At 60.5% G+C, this 17,339-nt stretch carries 14 protein-coding genes, 2 tRNA genes and 1 pseudogene; 4 read left to right on the top strand and 13 right to left on the bottom strand.

What is annotated here, in order from left to right; translation table 11 throughout:
- Window positions 1-110: 110 nt before the first annotated feature.
- Window positions 111-186, bottom strand: a tRNA-Lys gene (locus ACGGKE_RS13340).
- 62 nt (window positions 187-248) lie between these two features.
- Window positions 249-335 (bottom strand) — tRNA-Tyr (locus ACGGKE_RS13335).
- Window positions 336-438: 103 nt separating this feature from the next.
- On the opposite strand from ACGGKE_RS13335, the gene ACGGKE_RS13330 reads away from it, so the two are divergent.
- Window positions 439-1,179, top strand: coding sequence for a TrmH family RNA methyltransferase (locus ACGGKE_RS13330; RefSeq protein ID WP_394438642.1), 741 nt, complete (start codon window positions 439-441; stop codon window positions 1,177-1,179).
- A gap of 63 nt (window positions 1,180-1,242) precedes the next feature.
- On the opposite strand, the gene ACGGKE_RS13325 is transcribed toward ACGGKE_RS13330, so the two are convergent.
- Window positions 1,243-1,560: a 2Fe-2S iron-sulfur cluster-binding protein gene (locus tag ACGGKE_RS13325; RefSeq protein ID WP_394438641.1), complete on the bottom strand. Its 318-nt coding sequence runs from the start codon at window positions 1,558-1,560 to the stop codon at window positions 1,243-1,245.
- Window positions 1,561-1,634: 74 nt separating this feature from the next.
- On the opposite strand from ACGGKE_RS13325, the gene ACGGKE_RS13320 reads away from it, so the two are divergent.
- A complete protein-coding gene (locus ACGGKE_RS13320; RefSeq protein WP_394438640.1) occupies window positions 1,635-2,264 on the top strand; it encodes a DNA-3-methyladenine glycosylase family protein in 630 nt (209 codons plus the stop codon).
- A 106-nt stretch (window positions 2,265-2,370) separates the two neighbouring features.
- On the opposite strand, the gene ACGGKE_RS13315 is transcribed toward ACGGKE_RS13320, so the two are convergent.
- From ACGGKE_RS13315 to ACGGKE_RS13280, 8 genes and pseudogenes are all read right to left on the bottom strand, one after another.
- Window positions 2,371-2,709 (bottom strand): hypothetical protein, encoded by a 339-nt coding sequence (locus tag ACGGKE_RS13315; protein ID WP_152528123.1) that lies wholly within the window; start codon window positions 2,707-2,709, stop codon window positions 2,371-2,373.
- Window positions 2,710-2,766: 57 nt separating this feature from the next.
- Window positions 2,767-4,218, bottom strand: coding sequence for a hypothetical protein (locus ACGGKE_RS13310; protein ID WP_021228004.1), 1,452 nt, complete (start codon window positions 4,216-4,218; stop codon window positions 2,767-2,769).
- Window positions 4,219-4,608: 390 nt separating this feature from the next.
- Window positions 4,609-5,337 (bottom strand): IS21-like element helper ATPase IstB, encoded by a 729-nt coding sequence (istB, locus tag ACGGKE_RS13305; RefSeq protein ID WP_031304487.1) that lies wholly within the window; start codon window positions 5,335-5,337, stop codon window positions 4,609-4,611.
- A complete protein-coding gene (gene istA, locus ACGGKE_RS13300) occupies window positions 5,324-6,838 on the bottom strand; it encodes an IS21 family transposase (protein ID WP_021238707.1) in 1,515 nt (504 codons plus the stop codon). Before istA ends, istB begins: the two co-directional genes overlap by 14 nt.
- 114 nt (window positions 6,839-6,952) lie before the next feature.
- Window positions 6,953-7,444: pseudogene (locus ACGGKE_RS13295) on the bottom strand (IS21 family transposase); the annotation flags it as partial.
- 184 nt (window positions 7,445-7,628) lie between these two features.
- The gene (locus ACGGKE_RS13290; RefSeq protein WP_394438639.1) at window positions 7,629-10,373 is read right to left on the bottom strand and encodes an SNF2-related protein; all 2,745 of its coding nucleotides are present in this window, start codon (window positions 10,371-10,373) and stop codon (window positions 7,629-7,631) included.
- Window positions 10,374-11,033: 660 nt separating this feature from the next.
- Window positions 11,034-12,659: a recombinase family protein gene (locus tag ACGGKE_RS13285; RefSeq protein WP_021227990.1), complete on the bottom strand. Its 1,626-nt coding sequence runs from the start codon at window positions 12,657-12,659 to the stop codon at window positions 11,034-11,036.
- A gap of 161 nt (window positions 12,660-12,820) precedes the next feature.
- Complete coding sequence (locus tag ACGGKE_RS13280) at window positions 12,821-13,456, bottom strand: HNH endonuclease (RefSeq protein ID WP_394438637.1); 636 nt, start codon at window positions 13,454-13,456, stop codon at window positions 12,821-12,823.
- A 270-nt stretch (window positions 13,457-13,726) separates the two neighbouring features.
- On the opposite strand from ACGGKE_RS13280, the gene ACGGKE_RS13275 reads away from it, so the two are divergent.
- Both ACGGKE_RS13275 and ACGGKE_RS13270 read left to right on the top strand, forming a co-directional pair.
- The gene (locus ACGGKE_RS13275) at window positions 13,727-13,945 is read left to right on the top strand and encodes a DUF2188 domain-containing protein (RefSeq protein ID WP_394438635.1); all 219 of its coding nucleotides are present in this window, start codon (window positions 13,727-13,729) and stop codon (window positions 13,943-13,945) included.
- A 96-nt stretch (window positions 13,946-14,041) separates the two neighbouring features.
- Complete coding sequence (locus tag ACGGKE_RS13270; RefSeq protein ID WP_394438634.1) at window positions 14,042-14,476, top strand: response regulator; 435 nt, start codon at window positions 14,042-14,044, stop codon at window positions 14,474-14,476.
- Here ACGGKE_RS13270 and ACGGKE_RS13265 read toward each other — a convergent pair.
- Window positions 14,424-15,950, bottom strand: coding sequence for a sensor histidine kinase (locus ACGGKE_RS13265; protein WP_394438633.1), 1,527 nt, complete (start codon window positions 15,948-15,950; stop codon window positions 14,424-14,426). The genes ACGGKE_RS13270 and ACGGKE_RS13265 overlap by 53 nt on opposite strands.
- A complete protein-coding gene (gene murA, locus ACGGKE_RS13260) occupies window positions 15,943-17,226 on the bottom strand; it encodes a UDP-N-acetylglucosamine 1-carboxyvinyltransferase (protein ID WP_394438631.1) in 1,284 nt (427 codons plus the stop codon). The genes ACGGKE_RS13265 and murA overlap by 8 nt, the downstream gene beginning before the upstream one ends.
- Between the last annotated feature and the right edge of the window lie 113 nt (window positions 17,227-17,339).

Below are 17,339 nucleotides of genomic sequence, written 5' to 3'. Positions count from 1 at the left end.
TAAGAGAAGGATCGCCTGTGCAGCGATTGCCGCTCCAAGACGGGCGTCTGGCAGCGTTCGGTGGATGGCCAGGCCGGCGGAAACCCGGAAGAGGCGGCTGTCGAAGGGGCTGGTGGACGCACTAGGGCTCGAACCTAGGACCCGCTGATTAAGAGTCAGCTGCTCTACCAACTGAGCTATGCGTCCACACTGGCCTGTCTGTTCCCGCCCCTTCCGCGAAGAGGAGCGGCTGCACCGGGCCGATGCAGTGGTGGACAGGGCTGGATTCGAACCAGCGTACGGGAAACCCGGGCAGATTTACAGTCTGCTGCCTTTAACCACTCGGCCACCTGTCCAGTGCCCTACGCGCCGAAGAAAGCGTTCCCCGCCGCGCTGGAGGCGGCCTAATGGCGAATGGAGGCTTGCCTGTCAATGGCCTGATGTGAAAAGAGCGGGGCCATGAAAAAGACGCATCGTTCCGCCAAGCCCAAGGGCGCCTTCCCCCGCTTCTACGGTCGCCATGCCGTGACAGCGGCGCTCGCCAACCCCAACCGCACCGTGCGCAAGATATGGGGCACGCGCGAGGCGCTGGGCGCGCTGGATCTGCCGCCGGTGCTGCCGATCGTCTATTCCGACGTCGCCGACATGGGGCGGATGGTGCCCGCCGACGCGCCCCACCAGGGGATCGTGGCCGAAGTCGAGCCGCTGGACGATGTGTGGCTGGGCGAGGTGCTGGAACAGGGGCAGGAGGACAAGAGGCCGATCCTGGTGCTGGACCAGGTGACCGACCCGCATAATGTCGGCGCGATCCTGCGGTCCGCCGCCGCCTTCGACGCGCTGTGCATCGTGACGCAGGACCGGCATGCGCCGCCCGAGTCGGGCGTGCTGGCGCGGGCGGCGTCGGGCGCGCTGGAAATCGTGCCGTGGGTGCGGGTGGTGAACCTGGCCCGTGCGCTGGATGAGATTGCCGAGGCGAGCTATTGGCGCATCGGCCTGGACGGCGAGGCGGAGACGACGATCGGCGAGGCGATCGGGGAATCGCGCGTGGCGCTGGTGCTGGGCGCGGAAGGCGAAGGGCTGCGCCACAACACAATCGCCCATTGCGACATCATCGCCAAGCTGCCGATCAGCCCGCGGATGGAGAGCCTGAACGTGTCCAACGCGGCGGCGATCGCGCTCTACGCCGCGACCAATCGCTAGGCCGGGCGGGGCGGGTAAGGGATGCGCCGATGGCGACGCTGCGCCTTGCCCCCCGCGCCGCGGTCAGTCTTCCGGCGCGATGGTGACGCGCAGGCCGTCCATCGCATCGGTCAGCACAACCTGGCAGGACAGGCGGCTGGTGTCGTTGCGATGATCGGAGCTGTCGAGCAGGTCATTTTCATCCTCGCTCATCGCCGGCAGGGCGTCGGCGAAGGCGGGGTCGACATAGACATGGCAGGTCGCGCAGGAGCAGCAGCCGCCGCATAGGGCCAGCAGTTCGTCAAAGCCGTTGTCGCGGATGACTTCCATCACCGACAGGCCGGTGTCGCCGTCGACAGCCTGTTCGTCACCCGCACGGTTGACCACGATCAGTTTCGGCATCTACCCTTGTCCCTTCGAAATTTTTTCCGCTCTGACCGACAGGGGCCGGGAAATCAAGGCCGGGCGACGACATCATGGTAAGCAGTGCGGAACAGTTGCGCGACAGCCTGGACGCGATCGCGGCGATGGAACCGGGGTTCGTCGCGGCGATCGCGCGCGTGGGCTATCCCGCCCCCCGGCTGCGCGCGCCGGGCTATGAGACGCTGCTGCGCACGATCGTGGGGCAACAGGTGAGCGTGGCGTCGGCCGCGGCGGTGTGGCGCAAGCTGGAGGCGGAACTGGGTGAAGGCTGCGATCCGCAGGCGCTGCTGGCCCGCGATTTCGACGCGCTGCGGGCGTGCGGCCTGTCGCGGCAGAAGCAGGGCTATGCCCGCAGCCTAGCCGAGCTGGTAGTGTCGGGGGCGCTGGATCTTCACGCCCTGCCCGCCGACGACGAGGAAGCGATTGCCCAGCTGGTGCAGATCAAGGGGATCGGCCGCTGGTCGGCGGAAATCTACCTGCTGTTCGCGGAAGGACGGCCCGACATCTGGCCCGCAGGCGACCTGGCGGTGCAGATCGAGATTGGGCGCATCCTGGGCATGGCCGAGCGCCCCAGTGAAGCGCTGACGCGGCAAGTGGCCGAAGCCTGGCGCCCACATCGCGGAGCCGCCGCCATCATGGCCTGGCACCATTATAATAACGGCATTGATATGTTAAGCAGTTGAATTGAGCTAATTTATATTTTCTTATGCATAAGCAAGCACATCGCTTCGAGCGCCTGCATATTCCGCCGCTGAGTAATTTTGTCATCTCGCCGACCAGCGAAGTGATTTATGGCTGAATTGCAACCTTTGCTAAAACCCGCCACTTGTCCTCTCGAAATTCGTTAAAATCACGCGCAACTATGTAGCGATGGGCGGCATCTAAAGAATCCTGATAGATTGCCATGTTAGACCTGTAGCTCCTCTGGCGATTTTCAGGCCATTGATCCATACCCTCACACTCTTTTGCGAACCTCCATATTGCGGCCTTATTTACCAACCACTCGTCAGGAGAGATATTTCTAAGATTGGTTGGAATAATACCTCGCTCATTTGCCATGAACGGCATTAGAGGATTAATTTTCTCAACAAATTCAGCAAGCAATTTTTCCAAATTATGGTCATTCATTCTGTAAAATTTCCTTCTCTCAGATAGGAATTATAACGCGATCGAAATTTTATTTGACTATGCCGCTTGCCCTATATTGTAGCCTATCCGTGATGTTGGCCGTGTGCGTTGAATCGCAAGCCTATCGAGCCAAATTTGGCACCGCTTGATATGGCTAATTGGATCGCGAACTGGCGCGTAAACGACGCCGCCCATGGCGCTCGTAATCGGCTCCCCTCTAAACATCACATCAATGGCGCCCGCGATGCTTAATGTGTCGAGCGGTATCCGCCATTGCTCCGGCCCGAAGAACACCTCATGCGCCTTTGCATGTGCTGTGACGAAAGCCTGCACATTATGGTACATCAGGAGATAGCTGCCATCGACATCAAGGCCAGATCGGTCACGCTGCCCCGCAATCTTGGCTTTACCGACACACAAATCAGCCATGCCGATCCTGTTTCCGGTAGCGGTGCGGGCTGCGATCATCTCACGCCCGAGGCGATCAGTTTTCCTGTGAAGCTTGGAAGTACAGAAATCGCTGACCGATAACGGCAAGTCATTGCTCCCGACTGTGGCAATGCCAGCAGTGCGGATCGTCCAGCCGTAAGCGTCCAGCGTCTGCCCAATAATCATTCCATTATTGGCGGCGTTGATGAACGGGCTGGCGCTGTCGAAGCTGATCTGGAAATCGGGATAGCCCCAGTGTTCCCGGACGCACCGCTGCACCTTGGTCAGCAGGCAACCGATGTCGAGGGTCGAGACGCCCAGAACGTGGACCCACGCACATTTTTGCAGTTGGCCGTCGATGTGAAGATCATAGAGACGGCGCAGCAATAAGCTGAAATGATTCTGGTGTGCACCCGCAAACGCGATGCCTTCAAACGGATAATGTTTGACTGCCTCATACCACGCCTTGCTCTCGGCTTCGTTTCGTCCTTGTAGCACGTTGAGCAGGCCGGTAGCCCCTGCCGTGCGCTCAGCCACAAACTGGTCGTTGTTGATTTGGGTCTGGAGCAGACAGGCATTGAAATCGAGGGACTGGCCATTGGCCTTGCACATCGCTGAGAGATCATGCCCCTCCGCAATCAGACGTTCGACATGGGGCTTCATGAAACCGGGACCGATGCCGCCGGTTGGAAAGTCCATAACCATGGACCAGTCGGCCACGCCCTCCATCCATTTCAGCATCCGGCGTGCCGTTGTGTCCTTCTCGAATTCAATGGTGCCACGAGACACCTGAAAGCCGCCGCTGTCACCCAGGACGATAGTTTCATTGCGATCTCGCTGAGCCACCATACAGGCCTTGGGCAGCTTATTGGGCGTGCGGATTACCTGCCCCGCGCTGTAGAGTGCGAAAGGGTAGGCAAAATAGCGATTCGATGGATCGAGGAAATCAAGATCGGCAGGGATCAGGCCACCAACCTTGCGCTTGAAGGCCCCGTTCCTCGCGAAATTAGCATAGTTGGCACTGATCGCGGGTAGATAGATTGCGCGGTTCTGGGCCAACAGGTCAGCTTTGGTCAGCATGGGTGACGTCTCCTTCGATGGCCTGCCATGCCCGTGCGCAGATTTAAAAATCGTAAGCGTAACGACTGCAACCCTTTGAAAAGATTTTAGCCGGTAGAGATTCTGAGGACATCATCCGAGGACCACATGCCGCTTGTATTGAAAAGCAACTCACCCGACGCGCAGTTTGACGAACTGCAAGACGCCTTCGCTGCAATCCGGCAAAAGGCGCATGTCAAACGGCGTTCAAAAGGGACCCCCGATCGGCGTCGAAGAGGGACCCCCTTTTCAGATAATATGATGCTGGTTTGTTGAAGATGGCCTTGCGCTGCGTGCGGCGGAGGGCGGGCGTAGCCCGACCGGAGGCGCGCGCAGCGCAAGATAGATTTTTGAAGGCGCCGAAGGTGGCTGTCAGCTGCGGTTTTTGAAGCGCCAGCTGTCGTTGCCCGTCTCGACGATATCGCAGTGGTGGGTGACGCGGTCGAGCAGCGCCGTGGTCATCTTGGGATCGCCGAACACGGTCGGCCATTCGCCGAAGGCGAGGTTCGTGGTGATGATGACGCTGGTCCGCTCATAAAGCTTGCTGATGAGGTGGAACAGCAACTGCCCTCCCGAGCGGGCGAACGGCAGATAACCGAGCTCGTCGAGAACGATCAGGTCGAGCCGCGACAGCTGCGCCGCCAGGGTCCCGCCTTTGCCGATCCGGGTCTCCTCTTCGAGGCGTGTCACCAGATCGACGGTGTTGAAGTAGCGGGCGCGAGCGCCCCTTCGCACGACATTGGCGGTGATCGCGATGGCGAGGTGGGTCTTGCCTGTCCCCGTGCCGCCGACCAGCACGATATTGCGGCGAGGCGGGAGGAAGGAGCCATCGTGAAGGGAGCGGATCATCTCCTCATTGATCGGTGTGCCCTCGAAGCTGAACCGCTCCAGGTCCTTCACCACGGGCAGCCTCGCAGCCGTCATCCGATAGCGGATGGAGGCTGCATCCCGGTGGGTCGCCTCAGCACGGAGCAGGTCGGTCAGTATCTCCATGGTGGTGCGCTTGCGCTGGAGGCCGGTGGTGACCGCCTCGTCGAACGCCGCCGCCATGCCCTTGAGTCCGAGGCCGCGCATCGTGTCGATCATATCATGCCGCTGCATCATAGCCTCGCAGCAGATCATAGCGGGCACAGTCGGCGAGCGGAGGATGCTGCAGCATCCGGTCTTCCGAAGTGACGATGCTGTGGGGTGTCGCCGGCTCGCGGCGCCGGGAGAGGATGTTGAGGATCAGCTCGTCGCTGGCCGTTCCGTTCGCCAACGCTTCGCGCACGGCAGCCTCTACCGGCTCCAGGCCATCGGTGAGCACCGCCGAGAGGACCCGCACGAACCTGCGATCGGCCTCGTCCCCGGTGCCGAGCCTTCGCCGTAATCGGTGCAGGGCGGGCGGCAGATCCCAGTCCTGGAACGGTGCGCCGTTACGCAGCGCGCCGGGCTTGTGCGCGAGGACCGGCAGATAATGCCAGGGATCGTATATCGTGCGGTTCCGACCGAAGTGGCGCTCATGCTCCCCGACGATCGCATCGCCGCAGCGTATGACGATGCGATCGGCATAGGAGCGCACCTGAACGGTCCGGCGTGCGGCCGTCGACATGACCGAGTAGCGGTTGCGATCGAAGCTGATGAGGCAGGTGCCGGTGACGGCATGCTCGCTCTCATGGAAGCCGTCGAACGGTGCCAGGATCGGCTGCAGGGCCGGTCGCTCCATATCCAGCGCCTCGGCGACGGTAATATCCCCGCGTTCGGGATGGGCATGATGCTCGGCCCAGCGCCGGCACTCGGCCTCCAGCCACCCGTTGAGCTCGGCCAGGCTGGCGAACCGGAGCCGCGGCTGGAAGAAGCGGCCTCGGATTGTCTGGACCTGCTGCTCGACCTGGCCCTTCTCCCATCCCGCCGCCGGCGAGCAGGCGGTCGGCTCGACCATGTAATGATCGGTCATGATCAGGAAGCGGCGGTTGAACACACGCTCCTTGCCGGTGAACACGGCCGTCACCGCCGTCTTCATATTATCGTAGATACCGCGTCGCGGCACACCGCCGAAGAACGCGAACGCCCGGGCATGGGCATCGAACAGCATCTCCTGGCCCTCGCGCGGATAGGCCCGGACATAGGGTGCGCGCGAGTCGCAGAGACGCATATGCGCCACCTTCACCCGCATCGGCTTGCCGGCGATCTCCACATCCTCGTGGCTCCAGTCGAACTGGTAGGCCTCACCCGGCTGGAAGGTCATCGGGATGAACGCCGGTGCGCCTTCGCCAGCATCCTTCCGCCGCGCAGCACGCCAGCGCGCCGCATAGCGGCGCACCGCATCATAGGATCCATCGAACCCCTCGCGCACCAGCAGGTCATGGATACGCGTCATCCGTAGCCGATCGCGGCGGCCGCGACCTTCGTTCTCCTCAAGCAGCGCATCGAGACGATCCTGATAAGGACCGATCCGCGGCAGCGGCTGGACTTTGCGCTGATAGTTGAACGCCGCCTCCGGCGACCGGATCGCTTTGCGGACGACCTTCCGCGACAAACGAAGGTCACGAGCGATCGCCTTGATCGCCTTACCCGCTGCATGCTCACGCCGAATCCGAACCACTGTCTCCACGATCAACATCCCGTTCTCGCCAACTGATCAAAACCAGTCGGCCGACTAAATCCCCGGGATGAAGGGGTCCTTTTTGCACGCCGATCACCCCACGAAGGGGGTGCCTATTGCACGCTGATCCTCAATGAAGGCGCGACTATGCGCGAGTTTGGTATGAGCGACCTGCAGTTTCGTCACTTTGCCGTCCAGCACGGCATAATCCTCGCTCCAGTCGAACTGGAAGGCCTCGCCAGGCTGGAAAGCCAAAGGAACGAACGTCCCGCGTCCGCTGGTCTGCTGTTCATACTGAAGCTCGGTCCGCCATCGGCGGGCAAAGGCGGCCACCCGGTTATAGGAGCCATCGTAACCCAGCTCCACCAGATCCACATAGAGTTGCTTGGCGGTCCGCTTCTGCTTGCGGGATTTCTTGGATTCCACCCGCAGCCAAGCCGACAGCTTGTCCGCGAAGGGATCGAGTTTGCTGGGGCGCACCGGAACCCTGAAACTGGGCTCCACCGCATCGGAACGCAGGTATTTGCGAATGGTATTGCGCGATAGGCCGGTCCGTCGCTTGATCTCCCGAATGGAAATCTCCTGCCGGAAATGCCATCGGCGGATCACACTGAGTAAGTCCATGTTGATCACTCCGAGACCCTCCGACTGACAGCCGGAGGGGAGGGAAACATGGGTCAATTCTCAGTGGAAACTTATAGCGCCCCCGGGTCACATCTCAGTGGCAATCAACATCCACGGCCCTTCGTAGGAAGTCAGATCGAGTTCGACATGGCGTGGAGCCTGACTGAACCCGTCCAGCATCGCGTCACGCTACCGTCCAGCGCAGCGTGAACATCTCCTCCAGCCGGGGCTGCTGATCCAGCAAGGCGGAGAATTCATCGAGCTTGTCGTTGATGTCCTTGCTTACCTGCTTCTTGGTGTCGAATTGGCTCATTTTCAGTTCGTCGCGCGCCGTTTCCTTCTTGCGGATGTCGCGCATGACAGAAACCTTCTCCTCCATACTGAGATGGGGCGAAAGCTTCTGGCGCTGCAATTCCTTCAGCTCGGCGTCTAGCGTCGCTATCTGCGCCTCAATCTCGATTTCCATGTCGCGGGCGTAGCGGCCCAAGCGTTCTTCTTCCTCGATCAGCCATTTATAATTCTCCTCCTTCACACGCTCGGAGAAATGGCCGAATTCAAATTCTTGGAGCTGGGCCAGCCGGTCATGGGGGATGGCGCCATCGGCCTGCCCCAGCGATTGAGCGGGAGCCATCATCATCTTATCGCAGACCAGCGGCTTCACCATCTCGCCGCCATCGGTTTCTGCGATGACAATCACCTCTTCGCGTTCGGCTCCCGGCGTCGGCATAATGGCCCTAAACGCGCGTAACCATCCTGACTGCCCGGATAGGTCGGTCACGCCGCCAAGCTGTCCGGCATAGGCATAAGCGGCGGGATCGAACCGAACTGCCTCCGCGCCGTCGCCGACCGTGCGGGCTTTCGCCTGTTCGATCAAATCATGCCCCAAGCCCTCGTTGACGCGAAAGAACTGCCAATCATTTTCGTCCGCCAAGGGCCATTTCGTGGTCCATTGCTTGCCATTCCAGCCGAAGCATTCGCTGTCCGGGGTCAGGAATTGCGCTTCGGGCAGCTCGGCCTTGGCGACCATCAACAGGCGTTGCTTGAACTCCGGCAATATCTGCGCCAGCGCCTCATTGCGGCGGTGGAGCTTGGCGATGACATCGGCGTCCATGTTTTCGAGAACCTTGGCGCGGGCGGCCGCGAGATCGGTGTCGATGCTGTCCTGAATGCGCGCCGTCAATTCGTCGAATTCACGGTCGGCTTCCTCCGCGCTGCGGCAGCTCTGGACGATCCGTAGCACTTCCTTTTCGAAATCGATACCATCGGTCAGGATGCCCAGCACCTCGTCACTGGACCCGAAAACGCCCTCGAACAAATGCAGCTTCTGCTCCAGCAATTGGTGGATGCGCGCTTCGGCTCGGTTCTTCATGTTCAGCATGTTGACGACCATCACGTCAACCAACTGTCCATATCGGTGGCATCGACCGATGCGCTGCTCAACGCGCTGCGGATTCCACGGTAGATCATAATTGATGAGCAGCGAGCAGAATTGGAGGTTGATGCCTTCCGCGCCACTTTCGGTGGCTATGAGGATCGCTTTGTCGTCGCTTTTGAAAGCCTCGACAATCGCGGCCTTCATATCCGCCGTTTTTGATCCTGATATGCGGTCGGTGCCCGCGTGGCGCCCCTTCCAAGCACTATAAATTGCCCTGCTCTCATCGTCATTGTTCGAGCCGTTCATGAGAACGATCTGACCCGCGTAACCGTTTTCAGTGAGCAACTGGCTTAGATACTTCTGGGTGCGGACGCTTTCGGTGAAAATCACTGCTTTACGCCTGCCTCCCTTGGCCTCAATTTGGTCGAGCACTTCGGGCAGATTGCGGATCAGCTTTTCGCCCTTTGCATTGACGCCGATGTCTTGTGCGAGGTTGCGCATCGCCTCGACCAGTCCGATTTCGTTGGCGAGCTGAACCGGGTCCACGAAATCATCGACATGGCCATCGCTGCCATCGTCGCCGTTCAAGGTTTCCTGTTCCTCCTCGAATGCGTCCTCAAAATCGTCCGTCATGTCCGGGGAGGCGGCTTGCTTTCGGCGGAGCCGTTCCAGCAGCGTATCAAGATACCGGGCAACAGCAAAAGTCGAAGAGCCAAGACTTTTGCGTGCCTGCAATACAACGAGCGCGTTGCTCCTGCCGCCGTAAGCGATAGTGCCAGGGTCTTGCAGATATTCCGACAGCATCTCGTAAAGCGTGGTTTCCTGATCGTATGGCTCGAACTGGAACGTCACAGCGTTTCGTTGCCGAAAATTGATATGGCCGGCTTCCTGAACCTGACGACGCAGAGTGCGATGGCAAATTGGGTTCAAGCGTTCGCGCGACATTTCTTGCGATGCTGGCGTCGCTGCGGCACCGGCATATTGTGCACGGAAGGCATTTTCCCCGCCGAAATGCGCGTCATCAATCATCGAGACTATGCCGAACAATTCCATCAGCGAGTTTTGAAGCGGTGTTGCCGTCAACAATATCTTAAAGGAGCCATCCGTTGCTCGTTTCAGCGCCTTTGCCCCCTGAGCCGTGTTGTTACGATGGACGTTGCGCAGGCGATGGGCTTCATCAAATACCACCAAGTCCCAGCGAACAGCCCTAATTTCATCCGCCTTGCGGGCTGCAAATTCATATGAGCTGATGATAATGCCGTCGCCAATCTCGAAGGGCCGCGATTTTCCATTTTTCCGCAAATCATTGTAGGTTTTTGCTTCGAGGATGTGGCTGCGTAGCGAAAATTTTTCAAACAGTTCCTGTTGCCATTGCTTGCGAAGTGACGCTGGAACCACCAGCAGGATGCGTTGCTTCTGTTCGGCCCATTTTTGGGACATGACAAGGCCGGCTTCGATCGTTTTCCCCAGACCCACTTCATCGGCCAGAAGCACACCCTTGGCATAGGGAGCCTTCAGCGCGAATAGGGCAGCATTGACTTGATGCGGATTCATTTCCACACGAGCGGAGGTCAGCGACCGCGTGAAAGCGTCCTCAGCCGTTCCAGCGACAGTCAAACGATGGGCGTGATAATGCGCTTGGACCGGTAGATACTCAGACATAAACCCCCAACGAACTTTTCTCCGCTGAGCCGATAATGCTCAAACGATCAGCCTATAGATAGAGAGGGTTAACCGAATTGATAGGTGGCTTGAAGAGAAGTCGCGAGGTTTGCGTGAATGCAGGCCTGTTAGCTCTAGGCGATCAAGATCGAGCGCTAAGTATTAAGGCCGGCAACATATCGCCCGTTCCCAAAAATCTCCCGGTACGGTCGCGGGTTTCGTTTCGCGCAGGATCGTACCAGCCGACCAGATAGCCGGTTCGGTCCCTGCCGCTGATCCTGTTTCCCGATACCTCGCGCCATCCGCGCAACGCACCTGTCCGATCCCGGTATTCCTGTCGCATGCCCATGCCTCCATCGTTGAGGCTATCGGATCAAACGCCATCGGTGTGCCGCGTCAACCACGTCAACGTCAGCTTCGCAAGTTTAACGGCTAAACTTTTCTCGCCCCTGTAAGGGGCCTCACACTCCCGACGGCGGCAGCGGCATAGCGCGTCACAGGTTCAAGGATCGACCTTCTGTGGCCCTTTGCAGGGAAGATTTGACGCAAATTCTATGCATCCGTCCGAGCTTCCCATTGGTCCAGCATCATTCGATGAGGCACATCAGCTCCGATCGTCGCAGCGACGGTTTGCGTCCTCCCATCTGGATCGAGCAACATGGCTTTCGCGTCCACTTCAGCAACCTTGTCACCATGCTTGTCGAGCTTGATTGCTGCCAGACCTCCAAGAAGGATCACCGTCGCTTCCATGTTGATGGGATTCATCACTATGGAAGTCACCAGCGAGCGGAGCAGTTGGTTCATATGCGATCGGCTGTCGTCATCGACCATCTTGCTCCGCAACGCTGCCGCCCGTTTGAGCAATTCCGTTGGTGCTGGCCTATTTGCCGCCTCCCGCTCTTGCTTCCGCAGGTGAGCAAGATCGTCTTCTCCGACACTGATTTCCCGCTCAAGAGACAATATGCCGCGCTCCATGGCTGCGCTGCCGGTACGTGAGTAGCTATCAACCAGCTTTTCGAGCCGCCCTTTCCTCTCCTGCAAAGATAGTTCGAGATTTGTTATCGCGCCCGCTGCACGACCCGGCCCCGCCTGCTCCGGCACGGCAATGTGAAGAACATTGTCCAGCACACCCCGCTCCAGATTCGGATAATGATAGGTCGTCCGCGCATCGCAACCGGAATTTTGATGCCTGTTTCGACATATCAACCGCCGGGCACTTTTTGTGTTTGTGCCAAGAAAGAGCGGACCAAAGCAGGCACCGCATACGACCATGCCAGCCAAAATGTTGATGCGCCGGTTTCGCGCGCTGGGACTGGCACTTGCACGGCGCTGTAAGGCAGCCTGCGCCGCTTGCCATGTCGGTTCGTCAATGATCGCAGGATAGCATTTGGTCCAATCTCCCGCAGGAACGCGCTTGCCGTTCTGATCCTTGGTTTGCGGCAGATATTCGCCCAGCACGTTCCGAGCGCGAATAAGCTGGCTGATATTTGGTGCAGCCCAACTTCCAGCGGTCCAGCGCGATTTAGGATCAGCATTCAGTCGCCGCGCTACGCCCATCAGCGACACTCCTTCGATGCACCAACGAAATATCGACCTGATCCATTCAGCCCGTTCTTCGATTATCCGGTAATGGCCATCAACCACTTCCATCCAGCCGGGCATAATGCGCGGGTCCGCCAAGCCATCCTTGGTTGCCCCGCGCTCGCGCGTGGCTGCCCATGCGCTCTTGATGCGCTTGCTCTTTTTGTCACTTTCATCGAACGCCAGACCGGCTCGAATGAAGGCTTCCAGCAAATCGGTCCAGCTCGACCGAACGCTCTCATTGTCCCATTTGCGCCCGGTGGAAGTTTCGAAGATCGTGACGCCTGCGCCGGTGAGGCTGGTAATGAGGTTGAGTGTCTGGATGGGTTGCTGGCGGCTCAGCCGGTCCAGCTGCTCGACCAACAAGACCCATCCATCCAGTTGGCCGAGGCGCGAACGCTCTTCTATTTCCGCCAGCTTGCCACCAGCATCACGATTGCGGCCATGATAGGCGGATCGACCATCCTCGATTAACGTTTCGCGGATAATCCAACCACGATGTTTCGCGGCGTCCTCGCCCAGCCGCAATTGCCGCCTATGGCTGTCACCTTTGTTCTGCTCTTGGCTTGACCATCGGATGTAGAGGAGCGCATCCACTGAAAAGTCCTTTCTTTTCAGCGAGTGCTATCGTTAAAACCTTAACGCAATGCTCTTATAGCACTGGCATCATTACAATAACGGCGTCGATATGCTAAAAACTTGAGATATAAAGATAACACTTTCGTTCAACCCGAATGAGGCTGAGCAAAATCTATACCTCACCCGATTGCGCCGAATTGGGCGAGCCCATTCCATGATCTATAACCATTCCATGTGTCGCGCCGGAAATCCAAACGAGGATCGTTTAACTGGGCTTCCTCCAATGTATGTTCCATCCGTCCGAAATTGCAGGGAGCGCAAGTAACGACGACATTATCGATGTCGCTGCCTCCGCCTCGTGCATTCGGCAGAATGTGGTCATATTGCAGCCACATGCACTGCAAAGCCGCATGTTGCAGAATATTTGTCTTCCCCCAGGGCACCGCGTCGGGATACGCTTTTCGGATCGCTTTTCGCGTGTCGGCACCGATCACCGGAATACCGCAAAAACGACAATGATAACCATCTCGCGCAATTATCCGCGCGCATATGGTCTTCGTCGGCATTCGCGGCAGCGGCCGGTCAAGTTTTGCGAAATAGGGCGGCGCGTCCGGCAAGGTGATGAATTTAAATCGCTGACGTCCACCAGCGCCCCATAGCATTTCCGTATGCTCCCGGACCGCTGGGTCATCAGCCGCCATCAGCAAACGGCTCGCTTCTTGGCGATCTCCTGCCTGATGTGCCTCACCGGCCTGATGCAGTAGCCGCGCTGCCACAAAGATTGCCGGAATAGGCTCTGACAGACACTTCTTCATTTACGCCGCGCTCCCAAGCAACCGAATGAGCACCATAATCACATCGATATACGTTCTCGCACAATCCAGCCACGACGCTTTGGCGCTTCCTCACCTAGAAGCAGCTGGCGTATGCGATCGTCACCTTTATTCTGCTCCTGGCTTGACCACCGGATGTAGAGGAGCGCATCCACTGAAAAGTCCTGTCTTTTCAGCGAGTGCTATCGTTTTAACCTGGACGCAATGCTCTTATAGCGCTGGCACCATCGAAACACCGAGGTATTTTGAACCATGACCCTGCCCCATGCCCGCTACATCGTCCTTGCGCATGAGGGCGTGTGGAAGATCAATCTAGACAATAAATATTATGGCCCCTTCCCTACCCAGGCCGAAGCGGTGGAGAGCGCCAGGGATACGGCGCAGAAGGCGGCCGGCGCGGGCTATCCTGCTTCGGTGCTACTGATGCAGGGGACGCAGTTCGAGACTCTCTGGACCAGCGTCGGCGAGTGACCTGAATTTTCGGGCGGCTTTGCGGTTTTTTCGGACTTTTGTGGAACTTTGTGGAATGCGAGTCCTTTTCTCGCTCCAAGCATATCGGGTCAGCAAATGAGCAAGAAGGTCCTCATCGTCGAAGACGAGATTTTCGTCGCGCTGGAGATCGAGCAGATCGTCGAGGATGCGGGCTTCGATGTCGCCGCGATCGCGGCGGATCGCGCGGCTGCGCTGGCGGGCGCGGCAAGCTGCGACATCGCGCTGGTGGACCTGAACCTGCGCGACGGGCCGACCGGGCCGCGGATCGGCATGGAGCTGGCGAGCCAGCACGGCATCCGCGTCATCTATGTCACCGCCAATCCGGCGCAGATCGGCGAAGCATCGGTCGCGGCGCTGGGCGTCATCATGAAGCCGTTCCGCGCTCAGAGCATCGCCGCGGCGCTGCAACTGGCGGCGGCCGAACAGCCCGAACTGGCGGCGGCGGAAATCGCGGGCTTTACGCCGTTCCCGCCGCCCGGCTCATGGAACGCGATGGAATCCAGAGGCTGAGGCACAGGCCCTCGGCGCGCCAGTCGCGCTGAAGCCGTCCGCCAAGCTGCCGCTCAACACTAAGCGTCATCAGGCGGCTGCCAAACCCGTCGGCCGTCGCGGGAACCGTCGCTGGCCCGCCTTCTTCGCGCCAGTCCAGCCGCACATCGTCGCCTTCGCGCGAGACATGCAGATATACGCGCCCGTTTGCGACCGAGAGGGCGCCATATTTGGCGGCGTTGGTGGCGAGTTCGTGGAACAGCAGGGCGAGCGGCGTCGCCGAGCGATCGTCGATGAGGGGATCATCGCCCAAGAAAAGGATGCGCGAACCATCGCCGTTGCGATAGGGCGCGAAAATCTGGTCGAGAATGCCCCAGAGACGCCCCTGCCCCTGGCCAATGCGGGGCGCGGAATCCGTGCTGTGCGGGCGCACGAAGTCATGCGCGCGGCCGAGCGCCAGGATGCGGTCGCGCAGATCGTCGGCGACATCGCGGATCGCCGGGTTCTGGCGCGCCGACAGACCGATGAGGCCGGCGATGACCGAGAAGATATTCTTAATCCGGTGCGAGAGTTCATGCGCGATCATCTCGCGCTCTTCCATCATCAGCTTCTGTTCGTGGATGTCGGTGCAGGTGCCGATCCAGCGCATGATCTGGCCCCGCGCATCGCGGATCGGCAGCGCGCGCCCCAGCGTCCAGCGATATTGGCCGCTATGATGGCGCAGCCGATATTCGATTTCATAAGGCTCGCCAGTCGCCAGGCTCTTGCGCCATTTTTCCCAGGCGAGCGCCCGGTCATCGGGATGAAACATGCCGTTCCACGCCTCCCCATCGGTCGAACCGACCGGGACCCCGGTATATTCGTACCAGCGCGCGTTATAATAATCATGATAGCCATCGGGCAGCGTCGACCAGACCATCTGCGGCATGGTATCGGCCAGGGTCCGGAACATACGGTCGCTGTCGGCCACGGCGGCGGCGTCGAGCCGCTGCTGGACGATCATGTCGCGGTCGCGCCGACGCCCTTCCAGTTCCATCATCACCTGGCGCGCGAGCAGGGTCAGCCCCTGCCGCTGCAACGGCGTGAGATCAGCGCGCGGCGCGGTGTCGATGACGCACAGCGCGCCCAGCGGCTCACCATCGCCGCCGATCAGCGGCGCGCCGGCATAGAAGCGGATGTGCGGCGAGCCGGTGACGAGCGCATTGTCGGCGAACCGCGGGTCGCAGGTCGCGTCGGGCACCACGAACAGCGCCTCCCCCAGCATCGCCAGCGCGCAGAAGGAGACGTCGCGCGGCGTTTCTTCGGCATCGAGGCCGACGCGGGCGAGGAAGCGCTGGCGCACATCCTCGACAATGCTGATGAGCGCAATCGGCGCGTCGCACAGGGTCGCCGCAAAAGCGGTGATGTCGTCCAGGGTGCGAAAGCCGCCGGCGTCGAGATCGTAGAGCGCCAGCAGCGCCGCCCGATCCGTCGCCAGCCCGCGCCCGTCAGCCATCGCTGACACGTTCGATGTCGGCGCCAACGGCGGACAGCTTTTCTTCCAGCCGTTCATAGCCGCGGTCGAGATGATAGACGCGATTGACGCGGGTTTCGCCCTGCGCCGCGAGGCCGGCGAGGATGAGGCTCATCGACGCGCGCAGATCGGTGGCCATCACCGGCGCGCCGACCAGCTGCGAGACGCCCCGCACCACGGCGGTGCGGCCGTTGACGGCGATGTCGGCCCCCATGCGCGCCAGTTCGGGCACATGCATGTAGCGATTTTCGAAGATGGTTTCGGTCAGCACCGATGCGCCGTCGGCCAGCGTCAGCATCGCCATGAACTGCGCCTGCATGTCGGTCGGGAAGGCCGGGAAGGGGGCCGTCGAGAGCGTGAGCGGGCGCAGCTTGCCATCGGAGGAGACGCGGATCCCGTCCTTGTGCACATCCACCTGCACCCCCGCTTCGCGCAGCGCGGCGAGGATGGCGTGCATGTCGTCGGCGCTGGCGCCGACCAGGTCGAGCGAGCCGCCGGTGATGGCTGCGGCGCAGGCATAGCTGCCCGCCTCGATCCGGTCGGGCATGACACTGTAGGTCGCGCCGTGCAGGCGATCGCGGCCATGGATCACCAGCTTGTCGCTGCCGATCCCTTCGATATCCGCGCCCATCGCGACCAGCAGCTTGCACAGATCGACGATCTCGGGCTCGCGCGCGGCGTTTTCGAGCGTGCATGTCCCCTTAGCGAGCACCGCCGCCATCACCGCATTTTCGGTGGCGCCGACCGACACGACGGGGAAGGTATAGACGCCGCCCGGCAGGCCGCCGTCGGGCGCGCTGGCCCGGACATAGCCCGCCGCCAGCTCGATCCGGGCGCCGAATGCTTCGAGCGCCTTCAGGTGAAGATCGATCGGCCGGTTGCCGATGGCGCAGCCGCCCGGCAGCGACACGCGCGCCTCGCCGGCGCGGGCGAGCAGCGGGCCAAGCACGAGGATGGAGGCGCGCATCTTGCGCACGATGTCATAGGGCGCTTCGGTCGAGGTGACGCGGCCGGCGCGCAGCGTCATGACACGGCCAAAATCCTCGGGCCGCGCGCCCTCGATCATGGTCGAGACGCCAAGCTGGTTGAGCAGATGGCCGAAACTGTCGACATCGGCGAGCCGCGGCAGGTTGCGCAACGTCACCGGCTCGTCCGTCAGCAGCGCGCAGGGCAGCAGCGTGAGCGCGGCATTTTTCGCGCCGGAAATGGGAAGGCGGCCGTTCAGCGCGGTGCCGCCGCGAATATCAATGCGGTCCATCGGTAAGGGTTAATAGCGGCAAACGCGCGGCGCGCAAGGCAGGTGAGATGGGCGCAGACACGCAGGCGTCGGGCCGGCACAATATTAGCGGGCCGCTCCAGGAATTGATCGAG

The organism is Sphingobium naphthae (assembly GCF_043589935.1).
GTDB lineage: Bacteria > Pseudomonadota > Alphaproteobacteria > Sphingomonadales > Sphingomonadaceae > Sphingobium > Sphingobium naphthae_A.
The sequence above is the reverse complement of the archived record's forward strand: the minus strand, read 5'-3'. Positions and strand labels throughout refer to the sequence as shown.